21 protein-coding genes are annotated in these 22,083 nt (G+C 70.0%); 3 read left to right on the top strand and 18 right to left on the bottom strand.

All coding sequences use genetic code 11. The annotated features are described in order from the left end of the window. Positions 1-162 precede the first annotated feature (162 nt). Positions 163-1,293, top strand: coding sequence for a steroid 3-ketoacyl-CoA thiolase (locus E1161_RS24895; protein WP_132627166.1), 1,131 nt, complete (start codon positions 163-165; stop codon positions 1,291-1,293). Between the two features lie 295 nt (positions 1,294-1,588). Here the strand turns inward: E1161_RS24895 and hsaB are convergent, their stop codons facing one another. The 13 genes from hsaB to E1161_RS24830 all read right to left on the bottom strand — a co-directional run bounded on the left by hsaB (position 1,589) and on the right by E1161_RS24830 (position 15,435). Continuing rightward, complete coding sequence (hsaB, locus tag E1161_RS24890; RefSeq protein WP_132627165.1) at positions 1,589-2,143, bottom strand: 3-hydroxy-9,10-secoandrosta-1,3,5(10)-triene-9,17-dione monooxygenase reductase subunit; 555 nt, start codon at positions 2,141-2,143, stop codon at positions 1,589-1,591. 11 nt (positions 2,144-2,154) lie between these two features. Beyond that, positions 2,155-3,060: an iron-dependent extradiol dioxygenase HsaC gene (gene hsaC, locus E1161_RS24885; RefSeq protein ID WP_132627164.1), complete on the bottom strand. Its 906-nt coding sequence runs from the start codon at positions 3,058-3,060 to the stop codon at positions 2,155-2,157. 129 nt (positions 3,061-3,189) lie between these two features. Then, entirely contained in the window at positions 3,190-4,041 is an 852-nt protein-coding gene (gene hsaD / locus E1161_RS24880; protein WP_132627163.1) for a 4,5:9,10-diseco-3-hydroxy-5,9,17-trioxoandrosta-1(10),2-diene-4-oate hydrolase, read from the bottom strand. Beyond that, a complete protein-coding gene (hsaA, locus tag E1161_RS24875) occupies positions 4,041-5,219 on the bottom strand; it encodes a 3-hydroxy-9,10-secoandrosta-1,3,5(10)-triene-9,17-dione monooxygenase oxygenase subunit (RefSeq protein ID WP_132627162.1) in 1,179 nt (392 codons plus the stop codon). The genes hsaD and hsaA overlap by 1 nt, the downstream gene beginning before the upstream one ends. A 29-nt stretch (positions 5,220-5,248) precedes the next feature. Continuing rightward, the gene (gene dmpG / locus E1161_RS24870) at positions 5,249-6,292 is read right to left on the bottom strand and encodes a 4-hydroxy-2-oxovalerate aldolase (protein WP_132627161.1); all 1,044 of its coding nucleotides are present in this window, start codon (positions 6,290-6,292) and stop codon (positions 5,249-5,251) included. Continuing rightward, positions 6,289-7,194 (bottom strand): acetaldehyde dehydrogenase (acetylating), encoded by a 906-nt coding sequence (locus tag E1161_RS24865; RefSeq protein ID WP_132627160.1) that lies wholly within the window; start codon positions 7,192-7,194, stop codon positions 6,289-6,291. The genes dmpG and E1161_RS24865 overlap by 4 nt, the downstream gene beginning before the upstream one ends. 224 nt (positions 7,195-7,418) lie before the next feature. After that, positions 7,419-8,195, bottom strand: a complete 777-nt coding sequence (locus E1161_RS24860) for a 2-keto-4-pentenoate hydratase (RefSeq protein ID WP_132627159.1) — start codon at positions 8,193-8,195, stop codon at positions 7,419-7,421. 110 nt (positions 8,196-8,305) lie between these two features. Then, a complete protein-coding gene (locus E1161_RS24855) occupies positions 8,306-9,472 on the bottom strand; it encodes a lipid-transfer protein (RefSeq protein ID WP_132627158.1) in 1,167 nt (388 codons plus the stop codon). Beyond that, on the bottom strand, positions 9,469-9,894 hold the full coding sequence (locus E1161_RS24850) for a MaoC family dehydratase (RefSeq protein ID WP_132627157.1): 426 nt from the start codon (positions 9,892-9,894) through the stop codon (positions 9,469-9,471). Before E1161_RS24850 ends, E1161_RS24855 begins: the two co-directional genes overlap by 4 nt. Positions 9,895-9,965: 71 nt before the next feature. Continuing rightward, positions 9,966-10,925, bottom strand: a complete 960-nt coding sequence (locus E1161_RS24845) for a bifunctional MaoC family dehydratase N-terminal/OB-fold nucleic acid binding domain-containing protein (protein WP_132627156.1) — start codon at positions 10,923-10,925, stop codon at positions 9,966-9,968. A gap of 13 nt (positions 10,926-10,938) precedes the next feature. After that, positions 10,939-12,093: an acyl-CoA dehydrogenase family protein gene (locus E1161_RS24840; protein ID WP_132627155.1), complete on the bottom strand. Its 1,155-nt coding sequence runs from the start codon at positions 12,091-12,093 to the stop codon at positions 10,939-10,941. A gap of 9 nt (positions 12,094-12,102) precedes the next feature. Next, on the bottom strand, positions 12,103-13,158 hold the full coding sequence (locus tag E1161_RS24835; RefSeq protein ID WP_132627154.1) for an acyl-CoA dehydrogenase family protein: 1,056 nt from the start codon (positions 13,156-13,158) through the stop codon (positions 12,103-12,105). Between the two features lie 177 nt (positions 13,159-13,335). Next, positions 13,336-15,435 (bottom strand): acyl-CoA dehydrogenase, encoded by a 2,100-nt coding sequence (locus tag E1161_RS24830; RefSeq protein WP_132627153.1) that lies wholly within the window; start codon positions 15,433-15,435, stop codon positions 13,336-13,338. Positions 15,436-15,548: 113 nt separating this feature from the next. Between E1161_RS24830 and E1161_RS24825 the strand changes: the two genes are divergently transcribed. Beyond that, the gene (locus tag E1161_RS24825) at positions 15,549-16,232 is read left to right on the top strand and encodes a class I SAM-dependent methyltransferase (RefSeq protein WP_235875287.1); all 684 of its coding nucleotides are present in this window, start codon (positions 15,549-15,551) and stop codon (positions 16,230-16,232) included. 79 nt (positions 16,233-16,311) lie between these two features. On the opposite strand, the gene E1161_RS24820 is transcribed toward E1161_RS24825, so the two are convergent. Genes E1161_RS24820 through E1161_RS24810 form a run of 3 tightly spaced genes read right to left on the bottom strand, consistent with a single transcriptional unit; the run spans position 16,312 to position 19,335 of the window. After that, entirely contained in the window at positions 16,312-17,376 is a 1,065-nt protein-coding gene (locus E1161_RS24820) for a prenyltransferase (protein WP_132627152.1), read from the bottom strand. After that, positions 17,363-18,076, bottom strand: coding sequence for a methyltransferase domain-containing protein (locus E1161_RS24815; RefSeq protein WP_235875288.1), 714 nt, complete (start codon positions 18,074-18,076; stop codon positions 17,363-17,365). The genes E1161_RS24820 and E1161_RS24815 overlap by 14 nt, the downstream gene beginning before the upstream one ends. Before the next feature lie 2 nt (positions 18,077-18,078). Next, positions 18,079-19,335 carry a glycosyltransferase family 4 protein gene (locus tag E1161_RS24810; protein ID WP_132627150.1) on the bottom strand — a complete coding sequence of 419 codons (1,257 nt, stop codon included), beginning with the start codon at positions 19,333-19,335 and terminating at the stop codon, positions 18,079-18,081. A 172-nt stretch (positions 19,336-19,507) separates the two neighbouring features. On the opposite strand from E1161_RS24810, the gene kstR reads away from it, so the two are divergent. Then, entirely contained in the window at positions 19,508-20,116 is a 609-nt protein-coding gene (kstR, locus tag E1161_RS24805; protein ID WP_132627149.1) for a cholesterol catabolism transcriptional regulator KstR, read from the top strand. On the opposite strand, the gene E1161_RS24800 is transcribed toward kstR, so the two are convergent. Then, positions 20,102-21,076, bottom strand: a complete 975-nt coding sequence (locus tag E1161_RS24800; RefSeq protein ID WP_235875286.1) for an MBL fold metallo-hydrolase — start codon at positions 21,074-21,076, stop codon at positions 20,102-20,104. The two genes, kstR and E1161_RS24800, sit on opposite strands and share 15 nt — an antisense overlap. Positions 21,077-21,185: 109 nt before the next feature. Beyond that, positions 21,186-22,082, bottom strand: a complete 897-nt coding sequence (locus tag E1161_RS24795) for an SDR family oxidoreductase (protein WP_207920386.1) — start codon at positions 22,080-22,082, stop codon at positions 21,186-21,188. Position 22,083 lies beyond the last annotated feature (1 nt).

Below are 22,083 nucleotides of genomic sequence, written 5' to 3'. Positions count from 1 at the left end.
TGTGAAGCGAACCACATGATACGGGTTCGGTAAACCCCTTTCACCGCACATGAATCCTACAACCAAAGGGAAAGATCGTTTGGCGAGCGACCGCGCCATGGCGCATGGAGATAACATGTTCTAGATTTGTATCGGCAGTGATCGCGGTGAGAGGAGATTCAGGTGGGCACTCCGGTGATCGTGGAGGCGGTGCGCACGCCGATCGGCAAGCGCAAGGGCTGGCTGTCCGGGCTGCACGCCTCGGAGATCCTCGGCGCCGCCCAGCGCGGCCTGCTCGACCGCGCGGGCGTCGACCCGGCGTCGGTGGAACAGGTCATCGGCGGCTGCGTCACCCAGGCGGGCGAGCAAGCGGGCAACGTCACCAGGACCGCGTGGCTGCACGCCGGACTCCCCCAGGAAACCGGCGCCACCTCGATCGACGCGCAGTGCGGATCGGCGCAGCAGGCCACCCACCTCATCGCCGGGCTCATCTCCACCGGCGCCATCGAGATCGGTGTCTCCTGCGGCGTGGAGGCGATGACGCGGGTGCCGCTGGGCAGCAACATCGGCACCGACGTGGGACGCCCGAAGCCCGACTCGTGGGACATCGACCTGCCCAACCAGTTCCTGGCCGCCGACCGCATCGCGGCCCGCCGCGGCATCACCCGCGACGACCTGGACCGGTTCGGCGTCCGCTCGCAGGAACGAGCCCAGCTGGCATGGCAGGAAGGGCGCTTCGACCGGGAGATCGTCCCGGTCCGCGTCGGCGACGACGAGGTCACCCGCGACCATGGCCTGCGCCAGACCAGCCTCGACGCCCTCGGCGGGCTCAAGCCGGTGCTCGACGACGGCCTGCACACCGCGGGCAGTTCCTCGCAGATCTCCGACGGCGCGGCGGCGCTGCTGCTGATGGACTCCGACCGAGCCCACGACCTGGGGCTGCGCCCGCGCGCCCGGATCGTCTCGCAGTGCCTGGTGGGCGCCGAGCCCTACTACCACCTGGACGGCCCGGTGCAGGCCACCGAACGGGTGCTCAGCCGCAGCGGGATGAAGGTCGGCGACATCGACGTCTTCGAGGTCAACGAGGCGTTCGCCTCGGTGGTGCTGTCCTGGGCCGGCGTTCACGAGCCGGACCTGGACCGCGTCAACGTCAACGGCGGGGCGATCGCGCTGGGCCACCCGGTCGGCAGCACCGGCGCCCGTCTGCTCACCTCCGCACTCCACGAGCTCGAACGCAGCGACGGCACCACGGCACTGGTCACCATGTGCGCCGGCGGAGCCCTCTCCACCGGCACCATCATCGAACGCCTCTGACCACCCGAAGACGACCGCCGCCTCGGCCACCCATCCCCGAGGCGGCCCCAGAGCCCCTCCACCCGCGCAGGCCGGGCGGGGGTTTTACCGCCGTGATCGGGGATCCGACACGGAACGACGTGCAGGCCGAGTTCGACGTCCACCGGACAGGTCCACTGGGGCGGGGTTACTACCGAGGGTGTTCCTGTCGGGACGGTGTCCACGCGGTCCGATGAGCGGGCCGTCGGGTGCCTTCGGGGTGTGGAGGCTTGGGATGGGTAGCTTCGGTTCGTGTGGAGTTGTCCTGTGTGGGCTGTCAGAGCCAGTCTTCGGGGGTTCCTGTGAGCAAGTCCTCGGGCCAGTACTGGGCGGGGGTGGTCGGGCGGGTGATGCCCGTGTAGGCACCCTTGTAGAACAGCAGCGGGTCCGCTTCGGTGGCCTCGCCCAGGGTGCGGACCCGGCCGAGGACGACGTGGTGGTCGCCGCCGTCGAGGACCGAATCGACCGCGCAGTCGAGCCAGGTGAGGGCGCCGTCGAGGACCGGAGCGCCCGAGGGGGCCGGCGTCCAGTCCAGGTCGGCGAACTTGTCCTTGCCCCTGCGGCCGAAAACCGCTGAGACGTCGCGCTGTGCTGCTGCCAGGACGTTGACGCAGAAGTGGCCGGCGCGTTCGATCATCGGCCACGTGCGGGAGGTCTTGCCCGGGCAGCACAGGACCAACGGAGGGTCCAGGGACAACGCCGAGAATGACTGGCAGGCGAAGCCCACCGGCTCTCCGTCGCAGACGGCCGTCACGACCGTGACGCCGGTGCAGAAGTGCCCGAGCGTGCGCCGGAACGCTGCGCCGTCGACCTCCGGGACCACGGCTTCCATCGCTGCTCCCCTCACTGCGGCCGGTTTCCGACGCTGAAGTTATGACCCCACAGGCTGACCGCCGTGCTCTCACGGGCGATCCAGTCCTCGTCGTCGACTTGCCTTCCCTCGCAGCCGAATTCGACGTCGAACCCACCCGGTGTCTTCATGTAGAACGACAGCATCAGGTCGTTGACGTGCCTGCCCAACGTCGCCGACATCGGCACCTCGCGCCGGTAGGCGCGGTCCAAGGTGAGCCCGACGTCGTCGACGTCGGCGACCTCGACCATCAAGTGCACGATGCCGCTGGGCGTGGGCATCGGCAGGAACGCGAGGCTGTGGTGGCGCGGGTTGCAGCCGAAGAACCGCAGCCACGCGGGATCGCCGTCGGCGGGCCTGCCGACCAGCTCCGGCGGCATCCGCATCGAGTCGCGCAGCTTGAACCCGAGGACGTCGCGGTAGAACCGCAGCGCGGCCTCGTCGTCGTGGGTGGACAGCACCACGTGCCCCAGGCCCTGCTCGTCGGTGACGAACGTGTGCCCGTAGGGGCTGACGACCCGCCGGTGCTGCAAGGCGGCGCCGTGGAAGACCTCCAGCTCGTTGCCCGAGGGGTCGCTGAAGCGGATCAGCTCCATCACCCGCCGGTCCGCGAGCTCGTCCGCGGCCCCCTCCTCGAACGAAACCCCGTTGGCGTGCAACGAGTCCCGCACCTCCTGCAGGCCGGCCGCGTGCTCGGCCTCCCAACCGGCGTGCAGCAGCCGGTCCTGCGCACCGGGCACGATCACCAGCCGCGCCGGGAAGTCGTCCATGCGCAGGTACAACGCGTCCGGGTCGGTTCCGCTGCCCTCGACCATGCCGAGGACCTTCAGGCCGTACACCCGCCACGCCTCGACGTCGGTGGCCTCGATGCGCAGGTACCCGAGCGAGCGAATACCCATGGGACTACCTCCCTTGCCTCTGTGAAGCGCGTGGTCGTCTTGCTCCGCGTGCGGGTGGGAAATCCCCGGCGGTGCAAGCGCCGAGGGTGCTCGCGAAGCGGAAGTGGCTCCGCCACCACGAGCACCAGGTCAGTCGATCAGGAAACCTCGGGTGATGCGGTTGAACTCGTCGAACTTCTCCAGCTGCGCCCAGTGCCCGCAGCGGCCGAAGACGTGCAGCTGAGCGCGCGGGATGAGCTTGAGCGCGACCAGCGCCCCGTCCAACGGGTTGACCCGGTCCTCGCGACCCCAGATCAGCAGCACCCGCTGCCGCAGCTTGTACGCCTCCCGCCACAGCAGGCCTTCTTCGAAGGACTCCGGCTCGGAGAAGGACTTGCCCATCGCCTTCATCGCGGCCAGCGATTCCGGGGCGCTCGCAGCCGCGAAGCGCTCGTCGAGCAGCTCCTCGGTGATCAGCGACTGGTCGTGGACCATCGTCCGCAGGAACGCTTCGAGCTTCTCCTTGGTCGGTCCGGGCGGCGCCGCGAACTGGCCGAGCTTCTGCACGCCTTCGGTGGGGTCGGGTGCGAACACGTTGATGCTCAGCCCGCCCGGCCCCATCAGCACGAGCCGGCCCGCGCGGTCCGGGAAGTCCAGCGCGAAGCGCACCGCGGTGCCACCGCCGAGCGAGTTGCCCAGCAGGTGCGCCTCGTCGACTCCCAGCGCGTCGAACAGCTCCTCGAGCGCGTTCGCGCTGTGGGTGAAGTACTGGCCGTGCTCAGTCGGTTTCGACGACTTGCCGAATCCGGGTTGGTCCACGGCGATGACGTGGAACTCCTGGGCGAAGGCGGCGATGTTGCGGCTGAAGTTGCTCCACGCCGACGCCCCGGGCCCACCGCCGTGCAGCATGACCACAGTGGACTCGTTGCCGACTCCGGCTTCGTGGTAGTGCAGCGTCAGCCCGGAGGGCAGCGTCACGTCCTGGTTCTTGATCTCCACCATCAGACCATCGAATCCTTCACCGGTAGACCGAATTCCCCGCTGCCGAACATCGTGTAGGCGCGCTCGGCGTCGTTGGCCGCGTGCACCCGGCCGGCGTGCGCGTCCCGCCAGAACCGCTGGATCGGCGTACCGGTCTGCAGCGCCCGACCGCCGGAGTTCTCGAAGAGCCGGTCCACCGCGGAGATCGCGCGCGCGGTGCCGCGCACCTGGTCGCGCCGCGCCTTGAGCCGCAGCGACATCGGCACTTCCTCGCCCGCTTGGAGCAGGGCGAGCTCCTCGGCGATGTTGGTGGACAGCTGCAGCCACGCGGCGTCGATCTCGCTGGCCGCCTCGGCGATGCGGACCTTGGCGAACGGGTCGTCCTTGGCCTGCTCACCTGCGTAGGCGGCGCGGACCCGCTTGGCCTGGTGCTCCACGTGCGCGTCGTAGGCGCCCTGCGCCATGCCGATGATCGGGGCGGTGATCGTCGAGGGGTGCACCGTTCCCCACGGCAGCCGGTACAGCGGCGCGGTGTTGATCTCGTGACCGGGGCACTGGGTCTTCGACATCGCCATGAAGCTCAACGCGCGGTGGGAGGGGATGAACACGTCGTCCACGACGATGTCGTTGCTGCCGGTGCCGCGCAGGCCGACGGTGTCCCACACGTCCTCGATGGCGTAGTCGCCCAGCGGCAGCAGGTAGGTGCAGAAGTCGACCATCTTGCCCTCGCCGTCGAGCGCGGGTCCGCCGACGAACACCCAGCTGGCGTGGTCGCACCCGGAGGAGAAGCTCCACTTGCCGGACAACCGGTAGCCGCCGTCGACGACCGCGGCCTTGCCCATGGGCGCGTAGGAGGAGGAGATCCGCGTGTTGGTGTTCTCGCCCCAGACGTCGTCCTGCGCCTGCTGCGGGAACAGCGCCAGGTGCCAGGGGTGCACGCCGAGGATGGACGCGACCCACCCGGTGGATCCGCAGGCGCTGGCGATGATCTTCACCGCGGTGTAGAACTCCACCGGGTCGGCCTCGTAGCCGCCGTAGCGCTTGGGCTGCAGCAGCGAGAAGAAGCCCGCGTCCTGCAGTTCGGCGATGGATTCCGCCGGGATCTTGCGGCCGTCCTCGGCCTGCTGCGCGCGATCGCGCAGCGAGGGAAGCAGCTTGCGCACCGCTTCGAGAACTTCTGTGCTGTCCCGCTCACTCATGCAGTGCTCCGTTCGGAGTTCGGGTCTTGTCACTTGGCCTGTTCGCGTTCGAGCTCCAACGCGATGTCGATGAGCTGGTCCTCCTGGCCGCCGACGAGCTTGCGCTCACCGGCCCGCACCAGGAGCTGCGCCTGGCTGACGCCGTAGCGCTCGGCCTGGTTGGCTGCGTGCTTGAGGAAGCTGGAGTACACCCCGGCGTAGCCCATCATCAGCGCGGAGCGGTCCAGCAGGCACTCCTCGGGCATCGCCGGGCGCACCACGTCCTCGGCCGCGTCGGCGATGGCGAAGAAATCCACGCCGGTCCGGAACCCGAGCTTGTCGCACACCCCGACGAACGCCTCGACCGGCGTGTTGCCCGCTCCGGCGCCGAAACGCCTTGCGCTGCCGTCGATCTGGACGGCGCCGGCACGTGCGGCGGCGACCGAGTTGGCAACGGCGACGCCGAGGTTCTCGTGGCCGTGGAAGCCGATCTGCGCGTCACCGCCGATCTCGGCGTCCAGCGCCGAGACCCGCTCGGCGACCTGTTCGAGCACCAGCGCACCGGCGGAGTCGACGACGTAGACGCACTGGCAGCCGGCGTCGACCATGACCCTGGCCTGCTTGGCCAGCACCTCCGGTGGCTGGGAGTGGGCCATCATCAGGAATCCGACGGTCTCCATGCCCTGGTCGCGCGCGAGCCCGAAGTGCTGCACGGACACGTCGGCTTCGGTGCAGTGGGTGGCGATCCGGCACACCGAGGCGCCGTGGTCGCGCGAGATGACGATGTCGTCGGTGACGCCGACGCCGGGCAGCATCAGCACGGCGATCTTGGCATTGCGCGCGGTCTCGGCGGCCAGGGTGATCAGTTCCTGCTCGGGAGTGCGTGAGAAGCCGTAGTTGAAGGAGGAACCGCCGAGCCCGTCGCCGTGGGTCACCTCGATCACCGGCACACCGGCGCCGTCGAGCGCGGTGACGATGTCGCGCACCTCGTCGGCGGTGAACTGGTGGCGCTTGTGGTGCGAGCCGTCGCGCAGCGAGGTGTCGGTGATGCGCAGGTCCAGCTCGTCGCTGTAGGTCTTGGGCAGTCCGGTCACCGCGCGGCCTCCTCCTGCAGCGCCCCGGTGCGGGCGAGTTCTTCGCCGACCCGCACCGCGGCGGCGGTCATGATGTCGAGGTTCCCGGAGTACTTGGGCAGGAAGTCGCCCGCGCCCTCGACCTCGACGAACACCGCGACCCGGGCCTGGTGGCCGGTGACGGCCGAGGGCGGGTCGAACTGCGGCTCGGACAGCAGCCGGTAGCCGGGGACGTACTCGGCGATGTCGGCGGCCATGCGGGTGATCGATTCGCCGATGGCGTCGGTGTCGGCGTCGGCAGGGATGGCGCAGAAGATGGTGTCCCGCATGATCATCGGCGGGTCGGCGGGGTTGAGCACGATGATCGCCTTGCCGCGCTCGGCTCCCCCGATGACCTCGATCCCCTTGGCCGTGGTGCGGGTGAACTCATCGATGTTCGACCGGGTTCCGGGCCCGGCCGACACCGAGGAGACGGAGGCGACGATCTCGGCGTAGCCGACCGGGACGACTCGCGACACGGCGTGCACGATCGGGATGGTCGCCTGCCCGCCGCAGGTGATGAGGTTGATGTTGGGTGCGTCCAGGTGCTCGTCGATGTTGACCGGCGGCACGACGCAGGGCCCGACGGCGGCCGGGGTGAGGTCGATCGCGCGGATCCCTCGCTCGGCGTAGCGCGGCGCGTTGGCCTCGTGCACGTGGGCCGAGGTCGCCTCGAAGACGATGTCCGGAGACTCGTTGTCCAGCAGCCAGTCCACGCCTTCGGCGCTGGCGGGCACGCCCAGGTCGGCCGCGCGGCGGAGGCCGTCGCTGTCGGGGTCGATGCCGATCATCCAGGCCGGCTCGACGTGTTCGGCCCGGCTGAGCTTGTAGAGCAGGTCGGTGCCGATGTTGCCCGACCCGACGATGGCCGCCTTGGCGGTCATGGCGCCCTCCTAGCGAGTGCGTCGAAGTCCTGTTGCGTACCAGTGCGGGGAGGAGGACCTGTGGGTGTGGACTCCGCCCGCCACTCCTGATGCCTCCAGCTCACCCCAGCGGTGGACATCGGCTTCGCGGCGCGCTCGCCACGAAGCCCCTCGGAACCTCCAGCGGTGCGAGCTGCTCGCCCACTCGGCAGAGGAGGGAGTGGCCCGCCACTTCAGTGCACCCCCTAGGGTTTCGCGGTGAGACCGGCTGTGCCGAGACCGGTGAACTCGGCCTGGAAGAAGTCGCCCGGCCGCAGGTCGATGGCGCGGGTGCAGGATCCGGGCAGCACGACGTTCCCGGCGCGCAACCGCACCCCGAAACCGGCGACCTCGTTCGCCAGCCAGGCCACGGCGGTGGCGGGGTTGCCCAGCACCGCGTCGGAGCGGCCCTCGGCGACGACCTCGCCGTTGCGGTGCAGGACGGCGTCGATGCCTCGCGGGTCGAGCTCGGCGGGCGCCACCCGCTGCGCTCCGAGCACGTAGCCGGCGGAGGACGCGTTGTCGGCGATGGTGTCGGCGATGCCGATGCGCCAGTCGCGGATACGGCTGTCGATCAGCTCGATGGAGGGGATCAGCGCCTCGGTGCGGTCGAGCACGCCTTGCTCGTCGCAGTCCGGCGGGATGTCCTCGGCCAGCAGGAATCCAACCTCGGCCTCCACGCGCGGGTAGCAGTAGGCGCGGGCATCGATCGGAACGTCCTCGGCCAGCCGCATGTCGGCCAGCAGGTGCCCGTAGTCGGGTTCGTCGACACCCATCATCTGCTGCATCGCCGGCGAGGACAGCCCGACCTTGTGCCCGGCGACCGCGGTGCCTCGGCGGCGGATGTTGATCAGCTGGATCTCGTAGGCGTCGACCACGTCGATGCCCGGGTGCGACTCGACCAGCGGTGGGATCGGGGCACGATCCCGCTCGGCCCGCCACAACCGCTCGGCCAGCCCTCCTCGGGTCTCGGCACTGAGCATTCGACCTCCCCGACACCGAATGGAACAGGTTCCTCATCGCAATGGAACCGGTTCACGCGTTGTTACGAGCTACATCATACCGCCCGACGCGGCAAAATCTATAACATGTTTCAGTTCGTCGCGAGGACGAGTCCGCTGGTGGGGACACCGGTTCCCGCGGTCACCAGCACGTTGTTCACATCTTCGACCTGGTTCACCGCGGTTCCCCGGATCTGGCGGACCGCCTCGGCGATGCCGTTCATCCCGTGGATGTAGGCCTCCCCCAGCTGACCGCCGTGGGTGTTCAGCGGCAATCGCCCGCCGTGCTCGATCGCGCCGTCGGCGATGAAGTCCTTGGCCTCGCCCCGGCCGCAGAACCCGAGCTCTTCGAGCTGGACCAGCACGAACGGCGTGAAGTGGTCGTAGAGCACGCCCACCTGCACGTCCTGCGGACCGATCCCGGACTGCTCCCACAGCTGCCGCGCCACCAGGCCCACCTCCGGCAGACCGGTGAGGTCGTCGCGGTAGTAGCTGGTCATGGTGAACTGGTCCGGCCCGCTGCCCTGCGCCGCTCCCGCCACGACCGCGGGCGGGTGGGCCAGGTCGCGGGCGCGGTCCAGACTGGTCACCACCAACGCGACCCCGCCGTCGCTCTCCTGGCAGCAGTCCAGCAGCCGCAGCGGCTCGGTGATCCACCGCGAGTTCTGGTGGTCCTCCAAGGTGATCGGCCGCTCGTAGAACCAGGCGTGCGGGTTGGTGGCGGCGTGCTTGCGGTCGGCGACCGCGATGCGGCCGAAGTCCTCGCTGGTCACGCCGTAGGAGTGCATGTAGCGGCGGGCGAACATCGCCACCTGCGCGCCCGGCGTGCCCAGGCCCATCGGGTAGGACCAGCTGTTGTCCACACCCGTGGAGGTCGCCTGCCCGGACAGCCCGGCGTTGAACTGGCCGAACCGCTGCCCGGAGCGCTCGTTGAAAGCGCGGTAGCAGACCACGACCTCGGCCATCCCGGTCGCCACCGCCATCGCCGCCTGCTGCACGGTGGCGCAGGCCGCGCCACCGCCGTAGTGGATGCGGCTGAGGTAGCTCAGGTTCGGGATGCCGACCTCACGGGCCACCGCGACCTCGGTGTTGGTGTCCATCGTGAAGGTCACCAGACCATCCACATCGGACGGTGCAAGTCCGGCGTCGGCCAGCGCACCGCGCACGCACTCGGCGGCCAGTTGCAGCTCGCTGCGCCCGGAGTCCTTGGAGAACTCGGTCGCGCCGATGCCGGCGATGGCGGTCTTCCCTGAGATCATCGGGCCACCTCCGGTAGTTCCAGCCGCACCCGGCCGGTGACGTGGGTGCCGAGCTGGTTGCGGCCCAGCACCTCGACCACGAGCACGTCGGCACCGCGTTCCAGCACCTGTCCGTGCATGGTGAGCGTGTCGTAGGCGTAGCAGGGCACGCCGAGCTTGATCGACACCCCGCGCACCAGGGCCTCCGGACCGGCCCAATCGGTGACGTAGCGCTGCACCAGACCGGTGGTCGTGAGGATGTTGAGGAAGATGTCCTTCGATCCCTTGGCCTGCGCCAGGTCCCGGTCGTGGTGCACGTCCTGGAAGTCGCGGGTGGCGATGGCCGTGCTGACGATGAAGGTGGGGGTCGCGTCGATGCGTTCCTCCGGCAGCGCGTCGCCGATCGCGACCTCGCCCGCCGTGCGTGTGCGCGCCAGTGCCATGCGTTCTCCAGTGTTCTGCCGGGACACCCGCACCCGGTCGGACGAATGAGCACGCGAACGGGGCGTGGCACTCATGCGTCCTCCGAAGGTTTCCAGTACGGCAAGGTCAAATCGTCGTCGATCCGCTGGTAGGCGACCTGGACGCGCTGACCGATGGCCACCTCGTCCGGCTCGACGTCGTGCAGTTCACCGAGGACCCGCACGCCCTCGTCCAGTTCGACCAGCGCGATCACCAGCGGCAGCTCCTTGCCCGGGATCGCCGGCCGGTGGTGCACGACGTAGCTGTAGACCTCGCCGAGCCCGTCGGAGACCAGGTGCGTGCGCTTGGTGGCGCCGCATTCCGGGCACATCGGTCCCGGCGGGTGGCGCAGCAGCCCGCACCCGCCGCAGCGCTGGATGCGCAGCTCGCCCGCGGCGGTGCCCTCCCAGAAGTAGGCGGTGTCGCGGTTGATCGCGGGCCGGACGACCTCGGCCGGTGGCTCCGGTTCCGGCTCGGCCGCAGCCCTCTCGGCTTCGGCCGGTTTGAACTTCAGGACTCGGAACATCATCTCGGCCACCGGCTCGTCACCGACGTACCAGGTGTTGCGGGTGGTGACGAACCAGCCCTCGCCGAGACCGGTCGTCTTCGGCCCGACCACCGAGTCGAGCTTGGTGGTGACCACGACCTGCTCGTCGTGCTCCAGGTAGCGGTGGTAGGTCTGGTCGCAGTTCGTCGCGACGACCGAGGTGTACCCGGCCTCGTCGAGCTCGCCCATCATGGCGTAGAGCGGGTCGTCGGGGTCGCGCTGCGGGTGGAGCCCGCCCATCGTCCACACCTGCGCCATCGCCGGCGGCGCGACGAGTCCGCCGTGGACGGACTCGGCTGCGGCCTCTGCCGAGGTGTAGACGGGGTTGGCGTCGCCCATCGCCTCGACCCAGTTGTTGATCATCGGCAGGTTGACCGGATCGCGCGCCGGACGCGGCGCGCTGGAGCCGCGCTCCGCGATCCGCTTCGCCGCCAAGCGGATCTCGTCTGCCTCGGTGCTGGTCATGACATTCCCCTCCTCAGCGCGGTACCCGCGGAAGCCCCAGCCCGGCGGTGGCGATCAGTTCTCGCTGCACCTCGCTGACACCGCCTCCGAAGGTCAGCACGATGTTGCGCTTGGCCTGAACGTCCAACCAGTGCAACAGCTCTGCGGTGTCCTCGTCGGACGGATCTCCGTGCCGTCCGACGACCTCCTCCAGCTCCCGGCCCAGCCTCTGCACGGTCTCGGAGGAGAACACCTTGGTCGCCGAGGCGTCGGCGACCTCCACCGGGCCGAGCGACGCTGAGGCCGCGACCTGCCAGTTGAGCAGTTCGTTGACCCGCTCGAACGCCCTCACCCGCGCGAGAACCCCGCGCACGTCGGGTCGTTCGAGCAGCCCTCGCTCGCTCGCCCACGCGTGCACCCGCTCGCGCAACCCCCCGATGCGCCCGGACGGGCCGAGCATGACGCGCTCGTGGTTGAGCTGCGTGGTGATCAGCTCCCAGCCGCGGTCCTGCTCTCCCACCAGCATCGATGCCGGGACCCGGACGTCGTTGAAGTAGGTGGCGTTGACGTGGTGCGAGCCGTCGGCGGTGATGATCGGCGTCCACGAGTAGCCGGGGTCGTTGGTGTCGACGATGAGGATCGAAATGCCCTTGTGCTTGGGCGCTTCGAGATCCGTGCGGCATGCCAGCCAGATGTAGTCGGCGTCGTGCCCGCCCGTGGTGAATGTCTTCTGACCGTTGACCACGTACGAGTCGCCATCGCGCACGGCCGTGGTGCGCAGCGAGGCGAGGTCGGTGCCCGCTTCGGGCTCGGTGTACCCGATCGCGAAGTGAACGTCCCCGGCGAGGATCTTGGGCAGGAAGGAGGACTTCTGCTCCTCGGTGCCGTAGGTCTGCAACGTGGGCCCGACCGTCTGCAGCGTCACCGACGGCAGCTGCACGTCGGCGCGGGACGCCTCGTTGGCGAAGATGTACTGCTCGACGTCCCCGAAGCCGCGGCCGCCGTACTCCTCCGGCCAGCCCACACCCAGCCAGCCGTCGCGACCCATCCGGCGCACCACCGCGCGGTGGGCCTCGTCGTGCCGGTCCACGGAGAGGGCTGCGCGCTCCTCGTCGGTGACGAGGTTGCTGAAGTACTCGCGCAGCTCGGCCTGCAGCTCCCGCTGGTCCTCGGTGAGTTCGATGAGCACGGCTCCTCCTCAGGCGTGTCGGGCGAGGACGTCGACGCGGTGGGCTGCGCCGCCTGCGAGCCGCGCCAGGTCCTTGACCTGCGAGTAGTAGCGGTGCATCGGGTAGGTGATGTCCACGCCGAGCCCGCCGTGCAGGTGGTGGCAGGTGTGCATGGCCGCCGGCGCCTGGTCGGTGAGCCAGAACGCGGCGACGTCGAGGTCCTCACCCGCGTCGCGCCCGGTGCCCAGCCGCCAGGACGCCGACAGCGCCGCGAGGTGCAGGGTTCGGTTGACCACGTAGACGTCGGCGATCTGCTGCGCGACGGCCTGGAACGCCGCGAGCGGCTTGCCGAACTGGTGGCGGGTGCGCAGGTGCTCGGCAGTGAGCTCCAGCGCTCCCGCCACAGCGCCGTCGCCGAGCGCGCACATGCCGACCAACGCGCAGGCGTGCACGTCGTGGAGGATCGTTTCGCTTGGTGCGCCGAGGATTTCACCGTTGACGCCGTCGAGGTCGACGACCCATTCGGTGCCGACCGAGGACTTCACCGAGTGCAGCGTGACGCCATCGGCGTGCGGATCGACCAGCACGATCGCGGGCCCGTGCTCGGTGCTCGCCGACACGAGCAGCCGGTGCGCGGTGTCGGCGTGCAGGACACCGGTCTTGCGCCCGGTGACGCGCGTCCCCTCCGCCACAGCGCGGGGTTTCGCGGGCAGCGGGTCGGAGACCTCGTTGAGCGCGGCGCTGAACACCCGTCCCGGTTCGGCGAGCAGCCGGTCCTGCTGGATCTGCTCCGCGTGCCTGGCGATGGGCAAGACGCCGAGGGCGAGGGTCGCCAGGGCCGGAACGCCGACACCGGCCTTGCCGACCTCGGCGAGCACCAGACCGACCTCCAACGGGCCGAGCCCGGCACCGCCGAGGCGCTCGGGAACGGGCAGCGACAGCAGGCCCGACTCGCCGAGCGCCTTCCACACCGACTCGTCGAAACCGATTCCAGTTGAGGCGGCGGCCCGCTCGGTTTCCCGCGCCAGAACATCGGCCGCCAGATCCCGCACTGCCTGCTGCGTCTCCCCGAGCGTGAACTCCATCCCGCCCCCTAGGCCAACCCTGGACTTGTTGTGGAACTTGTTCTACTTCTACCGTCTCAGCAAGCTCCGGCGCAAGCCTCTGGAACCGCGGGCGAGCGGCGAGACCGCATTCCCCCGCACCTGTGCCACGAGCACGCGGCGACGCGGCACCCGACGAGCGAGCCGACCGCGCAACGATCAGCGCGGCAGTCCGAGGATTCGCTCGGCGACCACGTTGAGCAGGATTTGAGTCGTGCCACCAGCGATCGACAGGGCGCGGGTGAGCAACACCTCGTGCACCGGCTCGGCCTCCACCACCAGCGCCTCGGTGCCGAGCATCTCGACCCCCAGCTCGGCGACGTTCTGGCGGTGGCTCACGCCCAACAGCTTCTCGACGCTGGACTCCGCACCCGGACCTCGTCCGTGCAGGCTGCGCAGCGTCGCCCGCAGGCGGAGCAGCGAGCCGGCCAGGCCGTCCACGACCGCACCCCCGAGTCGTTCGCGCAGCGAGGGATCGGTTCCCCCGGACGCGGCCAGCAGCCGTTCGACCTCCTGGCCGAGGCTCGACCCGCCACCGAGCGCGACGCGTTCGCTGGCCAGCGTGGTGCGCGCGAGCTTCCAGCCCTGACCCGGCTCGGCGACCAGGCATTCATCGGGGACGAAGACGTCGTCGAGGAACACCTCGTTGAACCGCTCCACGCCGGTGATCTCCCGCAGCGGCCGGACCGTGATGCCCTCCGAGCGCATGTCGACCAGGAAGTAGCTGATACCGCGGTGCTTCGGCGCGTCCGGCTCGGTGCGGGCCAGGCAGATGCCCCAGTCCGCTTCCTGCGCGAGCGAGGTCCACACCTTCTGACCGGTCAGCCTCCAGCCGCCGTCGACGCGTTCCGCCTTGGTGCGCAGCCCGGCGAGGTCGGAACCCGCTCCCGGCTCGGAGAACAGCTGGCACCAGGTGATCTCACCGCGCAGCGTCTGCCAGACGAAGCGCTCGCGCTGTTCGTCGGTGCCGTGCTCGACGATCGTCGGCACCGCCCAATTGCCCACCACCATGTCGGGGCGTCGCACACCCGCCCGGTCCAGCTCCTCGTCGATGAGCAGCTGCTCGTGGGGGCTCGCACCGCAGCCGTAGGGCCGGGGCCAGTGCGGGGCGAGGTAGCCGGTCTCGGCGAGCCGGTTCCGCTGCTGCTGCGGGGGAAGCGCCGCGATCTCCTCGACCGCGCCGCGCATCTCGCCGCGCCGTTCCTCGGGGAGCTCGGCGGACAGGCTCAGCCTCCGCCGCACGCCTGAAGCCGACAGCTCGGCGACGCGACGGCGCCAACCCGCCGAAGCACCGACGGTCTGGCGCAGCGCCAGCGCGCGCCGGAGGTAGAGGTGAGCGTCGTGCTCCCAGGTGAAGCCGATGCCGCCGAGCACCTGGATGCAGTCCTTGGCGACCTCCACCGCGGCGTCGAAGACGGCGGCTCCGGCCACGGCGGCGGCGAGCGGGTGCTCCTCCGGAGCGTCCTCAGCGGCACGGGCGGCGTCCCAGGCCAGGGCGGTGGCCTTCTCCACCTTGCACAGCATCTGCGCGCAGAGGTGCTTGACCGCTTGGAACGAGCCGATGACCTGACCGAACTGCTCGCGGGTGCCGGCATGCTCAACGGCGGTGCGCAGGCACCAGCCGGCGATTCCGGCGGCTTCGGCGGCTGCGAGCGTGACCGCGAGATCGCGCACGTCCCGTTCGGCGACGACGTGGGTGGCCGGGACGGTGACGTCGCGCAGAACGACCTCCGCGACCGGGCGGGACAGGTCGAGCGACGGGCGCGCGCGGAGCTCCGCCCGTTCGACTTCGACCAGGAACCACACGTCCCGCTCGTCCACCCGGGCGCACAGCAGGAGGTGGGTCACGCCCGTGGCGCCCGCGACGGCGGCGACGCGACCGGAAACCACCAGCCCGTCGCCGGTTCCAGCGCCCACGAGCTCTCCGGGCTCCAGCGCGACGGCGGCGGTGGCCCGGCCCTCGGCGAAGTCAGCGTCGCCGAGCAGCGCGACGGCCACCGCGGTGGACCACACCGGTCCGGGCACCAGCGCGTCGGCGGCCTGCTCCAGTCCGGCGGCGAGGTCGGTCAGCGTGCCCAGGCCCTCGGTGAGCAAGGAGAACACGCCGATCTCGGTCAGGCCGGTCCAGGTCTCCTGCTCGTGCCAGACCGGGGCGTCGGCGTTCTCCAACTTGCGCACCGGATCGGTGCCCAACCCCTCGGCCCACGACCGGATGGACTCCTGCAGGGCCCGCTGCTCCTCGGTGATCGCGATCGGCACTACGCCTCCTCGTCCGCGCCCGCACTGCGAGAATTAGAACATGTTCTAACAAGCTAGCGGGTGGACCGGGTACGCTGCAACGCGCATCAGTACCGATTCGAAAGAGGCACCACGTGACGCAGGGATCGACCACCGACCGCGAGCACCACCCGTCGATGCCTGCGGAACTGCTCGACCTCGCCGAGCAGGCGACCGGGTTCATGCCCACCGACGAGGGACTGGCGCTGCACGAGACCGCCACGACCCACCTCGGCACCGGCGTGGGCGTCGAAATCGGTACCTACTGCGGGAAGTCCACGATCTTCCTGGGTGCCGCCGCGCGGCACACCGGCGGCCGGATCGTCACCGTCGACCACCACCGCGGTTCCGAGGAGCACCAGCCCGGCTGGGAGTACCACGACCCGGACCTGGTCGACCCGACCGTCGGCAAGCTCGACACCCTCGGCGAGTTCCGCCGCACCATCGCGCGGGCGCGCCTGGAGGACGAGGTCACCTCCGTCGTCGGCCGCTCCGCGACGATCGCCGAGTTCTGGCGCACGCCGCTGACCCTGCTGTTCATCGACGGCGGGCACACCGAGGAAGCCGCCATCACCGACTACGAGGGCTGGGCCCACTGGCTCGTCCCGGGCGGCGCGCTGGTCATCCACGACGTCTTCCCGAACCCGGCGGACGGCGGCCAGGCCCCGTACAACATCTACCGCCGGGCCTTGGCCACCGGCGCCTTCACCGAAATCCGGGTCACCGGCACGCTGCGAGTCCTCGAACGCACCGCGGGCGAGCCCGGTTCCCTGCCCTGACCCCTCGCGGAGTTCGATCCCGGCTCGAACTCCGGGCGGAATCGGGAACATCCACCGTGCTGGTCAGGCTGCCCGCCGGTCAGGAGATGCGTTCGTACTCGCAGCAGTCGGCGTTCTCCACGGGCAGGCCCAGAGGCAGCCCTTCGCCGCGGAAGATGCCGTTGCCGGGGGTGGTGCGCGACAGGGCGTCCGCGGCGAGCACGACCGCCGCGGCGGTCCAGGAGGATCGCTCCTCCGGCCAGCGCTTGCCGTCTGCGAAGACCAATCCCGTCCAGTACGAGCCGTCGGGATCGCGGAGGTGCTGCATCGCGGCGAGCTGCCCCACGGCGCGGTCTGTCTCGCCCAGCGCGTCCAGGGCCAGCACGAGTTCGCAGGTCTCGGCGCCGGTGACCCACGGGTGGTCGTCGACGCAGCGAATTCCCAGGCCCGTCACGACGAAGTCGCCCCAACGCTCGTCGATGCGCCGCAGCCCGGCCTCGCCCCGGACCGCACCGCCGAGGACGGGGTAGTACCAGTCCATCGAGTACCGGGTCTTCGGCGTGAACGCCTCCGGATGCCTGCGCAGCGCGTGCCCGAGGCGGCCGACGGCCACCTCCCAGCTCGGCTGCGGCACGCCGACGCGGTCGGCCAGCGCCAACGCGCACCGCAGGCTCTGGTGAATGCTGGAGCTGCCCGACAGCAGCGCCTCACCGGTCGGCCCGGCTTCGCCGATGCCCCAGTCGATTTCACCGCGCTGGTGCTGCGCGGTGAGCACGAAGTCGATGGCGTCGCGCACCATCGGCCACATCCGCTCGGCGAACGAGTCGTCACCGGTGATCAGCACGTGGTGCCACACGCCCACCGCCGGGTAGGCGCAGTAGTTGGTGTCGGCGCCGGCATCCTCGACCACGCCGTCGCGCACCTGCAGCGGCCAGGAGCCGTCGGAGCGCTGGGTGGCGCGCAGCCACTCGTACGCGCGCTCCGCCTCCGCGAGCTGCCCGATCACCGACAGCGCCATCGCGCACTCCACGTGGTCCCACGGGTCGGTGTGACCGCCCGGGAACCACGGGATCTCACCCGAGGGGAGCTGAACGGACCCGATGGCCTTGCCGGTCTGGACGAGCGCCTCCGCGGAGACGACGCCCGGCAGCTCAGGCGCCGGCACGAGGTTTGCCCAGGTAGATCGCAATGCTCTTGCCTGCGACCGGGTTGAGCAGCTTCTCGGCGGTCCGCGAGATCCACGGCGCCCCCATCATGTCCCACACCAGGAACGAGTGGTACGCCTTGGCCAGCGGGTGATCGTTGTTGTCGGTGCCCACCGCGCACTTGATCCACCAGTACGGCGAGTGCAGCGCGTGCGCGTAGTCGCGGAAGGCGTAGCGCAGCCCGGCGTCGGTGAGCTTGCCGATCAGCTCATCGGCGGAGTAGATCCGCACGTGGCCGCCCTCGACCTGGTGGTACTCGTCGGACAGCGCCCAGCAGATGCGCTCCGGCCAGGCTCGCGGCACGGTGACCACGACGCGTCCGCCCGGCTTGACCACGCGGACGAGCTCGCGCATCGCCTTCTCGTCCTCGGGGATGTGCTCCATGATCTCCGAGGCGATGACGACGTCGAACTCGCCGTCGGCGAACGGCAGGGCGAGCGCGTCACCGGAAACCGTCTGGGCTTTGGCGCCCTCGGGCACCTCGCCCTCGTCCTTCATCGCGGCGAACATCGCGGCGACGTTCTCCAGCTCCTCGACGTCCTGGTCGAAGGCGGTGATGTCGGTGCCGCGCCGGTACAGCTCGAAGGCGTGCCGGCCACCGCCGCAACCCAGGTCCAGCACCCGCTGTCCCGGCCGCACACCGAGCCTGTCGAAGTCCACCGTCAGCAACGCGTTGCTCCCTTCCCACCGCGCGGGCCGCGCGCGATCGCTTCGGCGTAGCAGTCGACGGTCGCCGCTGCCACGGATTTCCAGCTGTAGCGGGCCAGCACTCGCTCGCGCCCGTTGGCGCCGAGCCTGGCGCGGTGCTCCGGCGAGTCCAGCTGCCGGGCCAGCGCCTTGGCCAGCGCTTCGGCATCGCCCGGCGGAACCAGGTCGGCGCACTCCCCGTCGGGCCCAGCGACCTCGGGGATCGCACCGGCTCGGCTGGCGACCAGCGGCGTGCCGCAGGCCATCGCCTCCACTGTCGGCAACGAGAACCCCTCGTAGAGCGAGGGCACTGTGGCGACCTCGGCGGAGCCCAGCAGCTCGGCCAGCTCCTCGTCGCTGATGCCCTTGACGGTGCGCACCACGTCGCCGATGGCGAGCTCCTCGATGCGCTGCGCGGTCGGCCCGCCGGGTGTCAGCTTGCTGACCAGCACCAGCTCGACCTCGCGTTCGGTGCGCAGCTTCGCGACGGCTTCCAGCAGCGTGCCGACGCCCTTCATCGGGGTGTCGGCGCTGGCCATGGCCACGATGCGGCCGGGGACGCGGGGCTTGGCCGGTGGTTTGAACACCTCGGCGTCCACGCCCAGCGGCACGACGCGCAGCTGCTCGGGGCTGACGCCGAAGTCGTCGCGGATGTCGTCCGCGGAGCTCTGCGACACGGTCAGCAGCTGCGGGATCTGGCGGGCGACGCGGGCCTGCATACGGGTGAAGCCGTACCAGCGGTGCACGGTGATCTTGCGCCAGCCCTTGGCGGCGGCGAGGTCGACCCGGCGGTCGTGGGTGATCGGGTGGTGGACCGTTGCGACCAGCGGGATTCCGGCGCGCTGCAGGGAGAGCAGCCCCGAACCCAGGCACTGGTTGTCGTGCACCACGTCGAACTCGTGCGAGCGGGCCTTGAGCAGACTCGCCGCGCGCATGCTGAACGTCATCGGTTCGGGGAAGCCCGCAGTCCACATCGTCGCGACCTCGAGCAGGTCGATGTGGTCGCGCAGCTCGCGCCAGCTGGGGGTGCGGAACGGGTCGTCGTCGTTGTACAGGTCGAGGCTGTCCACGGGCGTCAGGTCCACGCCCGGGTCCAGGTCCGGGTAGGGCTGTCCGGAGAACACCTCGACGTGATGTCCCAGCTCGGCGAGGCCGCGGCTGAGGTAGCGGACGTAGACACCCTGTCCGCCGCAATGCGGCTTGCTCCGATAGGAAAGCAACGCGATCCGCACGATTCACCTCACACTGCCCGGGGGCCGCGGGCTGGGTAGACTGGAACATGTTTCGGTCGAGGTAACCCGCTTACCTTAACCCGTTGGTAGCCCCGCACGATGAGTCGCGTGGCGACGAACACGCTTCGCCGTCACCTGATGTCCGTCGACTGTTCAAGGAGAGCCCCCGCCCATGGAAAGCTCGCAGAACGTGCTGGAAGCGCTCCGGGGCGGCAGCACCACCGGCACCACGGCGCAGGCCGAGCGGCGCAAGCGCATCATCGACGCCACCATCGCGCTGGCCAGCAAGGGCGGCTACGACGCGGTGCAGATGCGCGCGGTCGCCGAGAAGGCCGACGTCGCGCTGGGCACCCTGTACCGCTACTTCCCCTCCAAGATCCACCTGTTGGTGGTCGGCTTGGCGAGGGAGTTCGCGCGCGAGCAGGAGAAGATGGACCGCTCGAAGATCCCCGGCGACACGCCCTACGACCGGGTGCTGCACGTGCTCAACCGCACCACCCGCCAGCTCCAGCGCAACCCGGAGCTGACCGAGGCGATGACCAGGGCGTTCATGTTCGCCGACACCTCGGTGGCCAACGAGGTCGACACCGTGGCGCTGCTGATGGAGCAGCTGTTCACACAGGCCATGACGCCCGACGAACCCACCGACGAGCAGCGGGCGATCGCGCGGGTCATTGGCGACGTGTGGCTGTCCAACCTGGTCGCGTGGGTGACCCGCCGCGCCTCGGCCACCGACGTGTCCAACCGGCTCGAACTGACCGTGCGGCTACTGCTGGCGTGAGTACTCCACGACATCACCGTTCTGGGCGGCGGTGAGTTCGCCGCGCGTGACCAGCAGGTCGAGGTGCGCGCTCGTCTCGCCGACCGCCAGCACCTGGTTGAACAGGTCGAGGTCGGAGAAGTCCTTGTTCCGCCGCGTCCAGCCGAGTTCGAGGGCCGCTTCGTAAGCGGTCCCCGCACCGTCGCGCACGACTTCGGCCGTCTGCTGCAGTCGCTCGTCGTGGTGGCGCAGCAGCTCGTCGATGCGCTGGTGGGAACTGGCGCCGACGGGCCCGTGCGCGGGCAGCAACCGCAGGTCCGGGTAGGTCAGCATGAGTCGCAACGAGTCGAGGAAGTCGCCGAGCGGCAGGTCCGGGCGGGCCGATTCGACACCGATCGAGGGCGTGATGTGCGGCAGGATGTGGTCGCCGGAGAACAGCGTCGAGGAGTCGGCGTCGAGGAACACCACGTGTCCCCGGGTGTGCCCGGGCGTCGGCACGGCGAGCAGGGTGCGCGACCCCAGCGAGATCTCGACCTCGCCGTGCAACCACTCGTCCGGCTGCTCGTAGGGGTTCTCCCCCTTGCGCTCCGGCGGTGCGCCGCCGTAGGCCTCGGCGAGCTTGCCGAGCAGTTCCTGGGCTCCCCAGCGCTGCAACCTACGCATCTCGGCGAGTTCGGTGCCACCTTCGAGGATCGCCTCCATCGTGGGCTGCTCACCGGCGCCGAGGCTGATCTTGGAGCCGAAGGTGCGGCGCAGCTGCACCGCGAGCGTGTAGTGGTCGCGGTGCACGTGGGTCACCAGGAACCTCTGCACGTCGGCGAAGTCGTAGCCGATCTCGCCGAGTCCCTTCTCCAGCTGGTTCCGTGCTTCTTCCAGCGCCCAGCCGGAGTCGACGAGCACCAGCCCGTCGGAGTCCTCGATGGCGTAGACGTTGACCGCCCGCAGTCCGTCGTTGGGCAGCGGCAGCGGAATTCGATGCACGCCAGGCCCCACCTGCTCCACGCCAGGCTCGATCCACGCGTGCCGATCGCTCACCGCTGTCCTCCGAGGTTTGACGAACTTCCTGAAAGAGATCTACCAGTCCGCTTCCTCAGGTGCCGTAGACGGGGTCCGCAACGGGGGCATCGGCGAGCAGTTCCGCCACCACGGGTCCGAGTTCGTCGGCTTCCCAACGTCGGCCGGCGTCGCGCGAGGGCCCCCGCGTCCACCCGGTTGCGACGGTGATGTCGCCGCCGGCGACCTCGAAGACCCGGCCGGTGACCTCGGTGGAGTCGACGCTGCCGAGCCAGGCCACCAGCGGCGAGACGTTCTCCGGGGCCATGTCGTCGAATCCCTGGTCCGGTCGGGCCATCATGTCGGCGAAGGCGGTTTCGGTCATGCGGGTGCGCGCCGACGGTGCGATGGCGTTGACGGTGACGCCGTAGCGGGCGAGTTCAGCGGCGGTGTTGAGGGTGAGCGCGATGATCCCGGCCTTGGCCGCGGCGTAGTTGGTCTGGCCGATGCTGCCGAGCAGTCCCGCACCGGAAGTGGTGTTGATGATCCGCGCCTGCACGGTTTCGCCCGCCTTGGTGCGGTCGCGCCAGTGCTGCGCGGCGTGCCGCATGGTGGCGGCGTGACCCTTGAGGTGGACGCGGATGACCTGGTCCCACTCGTCCTCGGCGATGTTGACGAACATCCGGTCGCGAACGAACCCGGCGTTGTTGACCAGCACGTCCAGCCGCCCGAACCGCTCGACGGCGAACGTCACGAGCTCCCGCGCCTGCCCCCAGTCCGCGACGTCGGCCCCGTGCACCTCGGCCTCGCCGCCGAGCGCCCGGATCTCGTCAGCGACCTCCGCTGCCGCGGACCCGTCACCCCCGCTGCCGTCCAACTGCACCCCGATGTCGTTCACGACGACCTTGGCCCCCTGCCGAGCGAACTCCACCGCATGCGCCCGGCCCAACCCGCGCGCGCCCCCGGTCACAACGACGACCCTGCCTTCACAAATC

Origin of the sequence: Saccharopolyspora aridisoli, from assembly GCF_004348445.1 — a bacterium.
Classification (GTDB): Bacteria; Actinomycetota; Actinomycetes; order Mycobacteriales; family Pseudonocardiaceae; genus Saccharopolyspora; species Saccharopolyspora aridisoli.
This window is presented reverse-complemented; position numbering and strand designations above follow the sequence as displayed.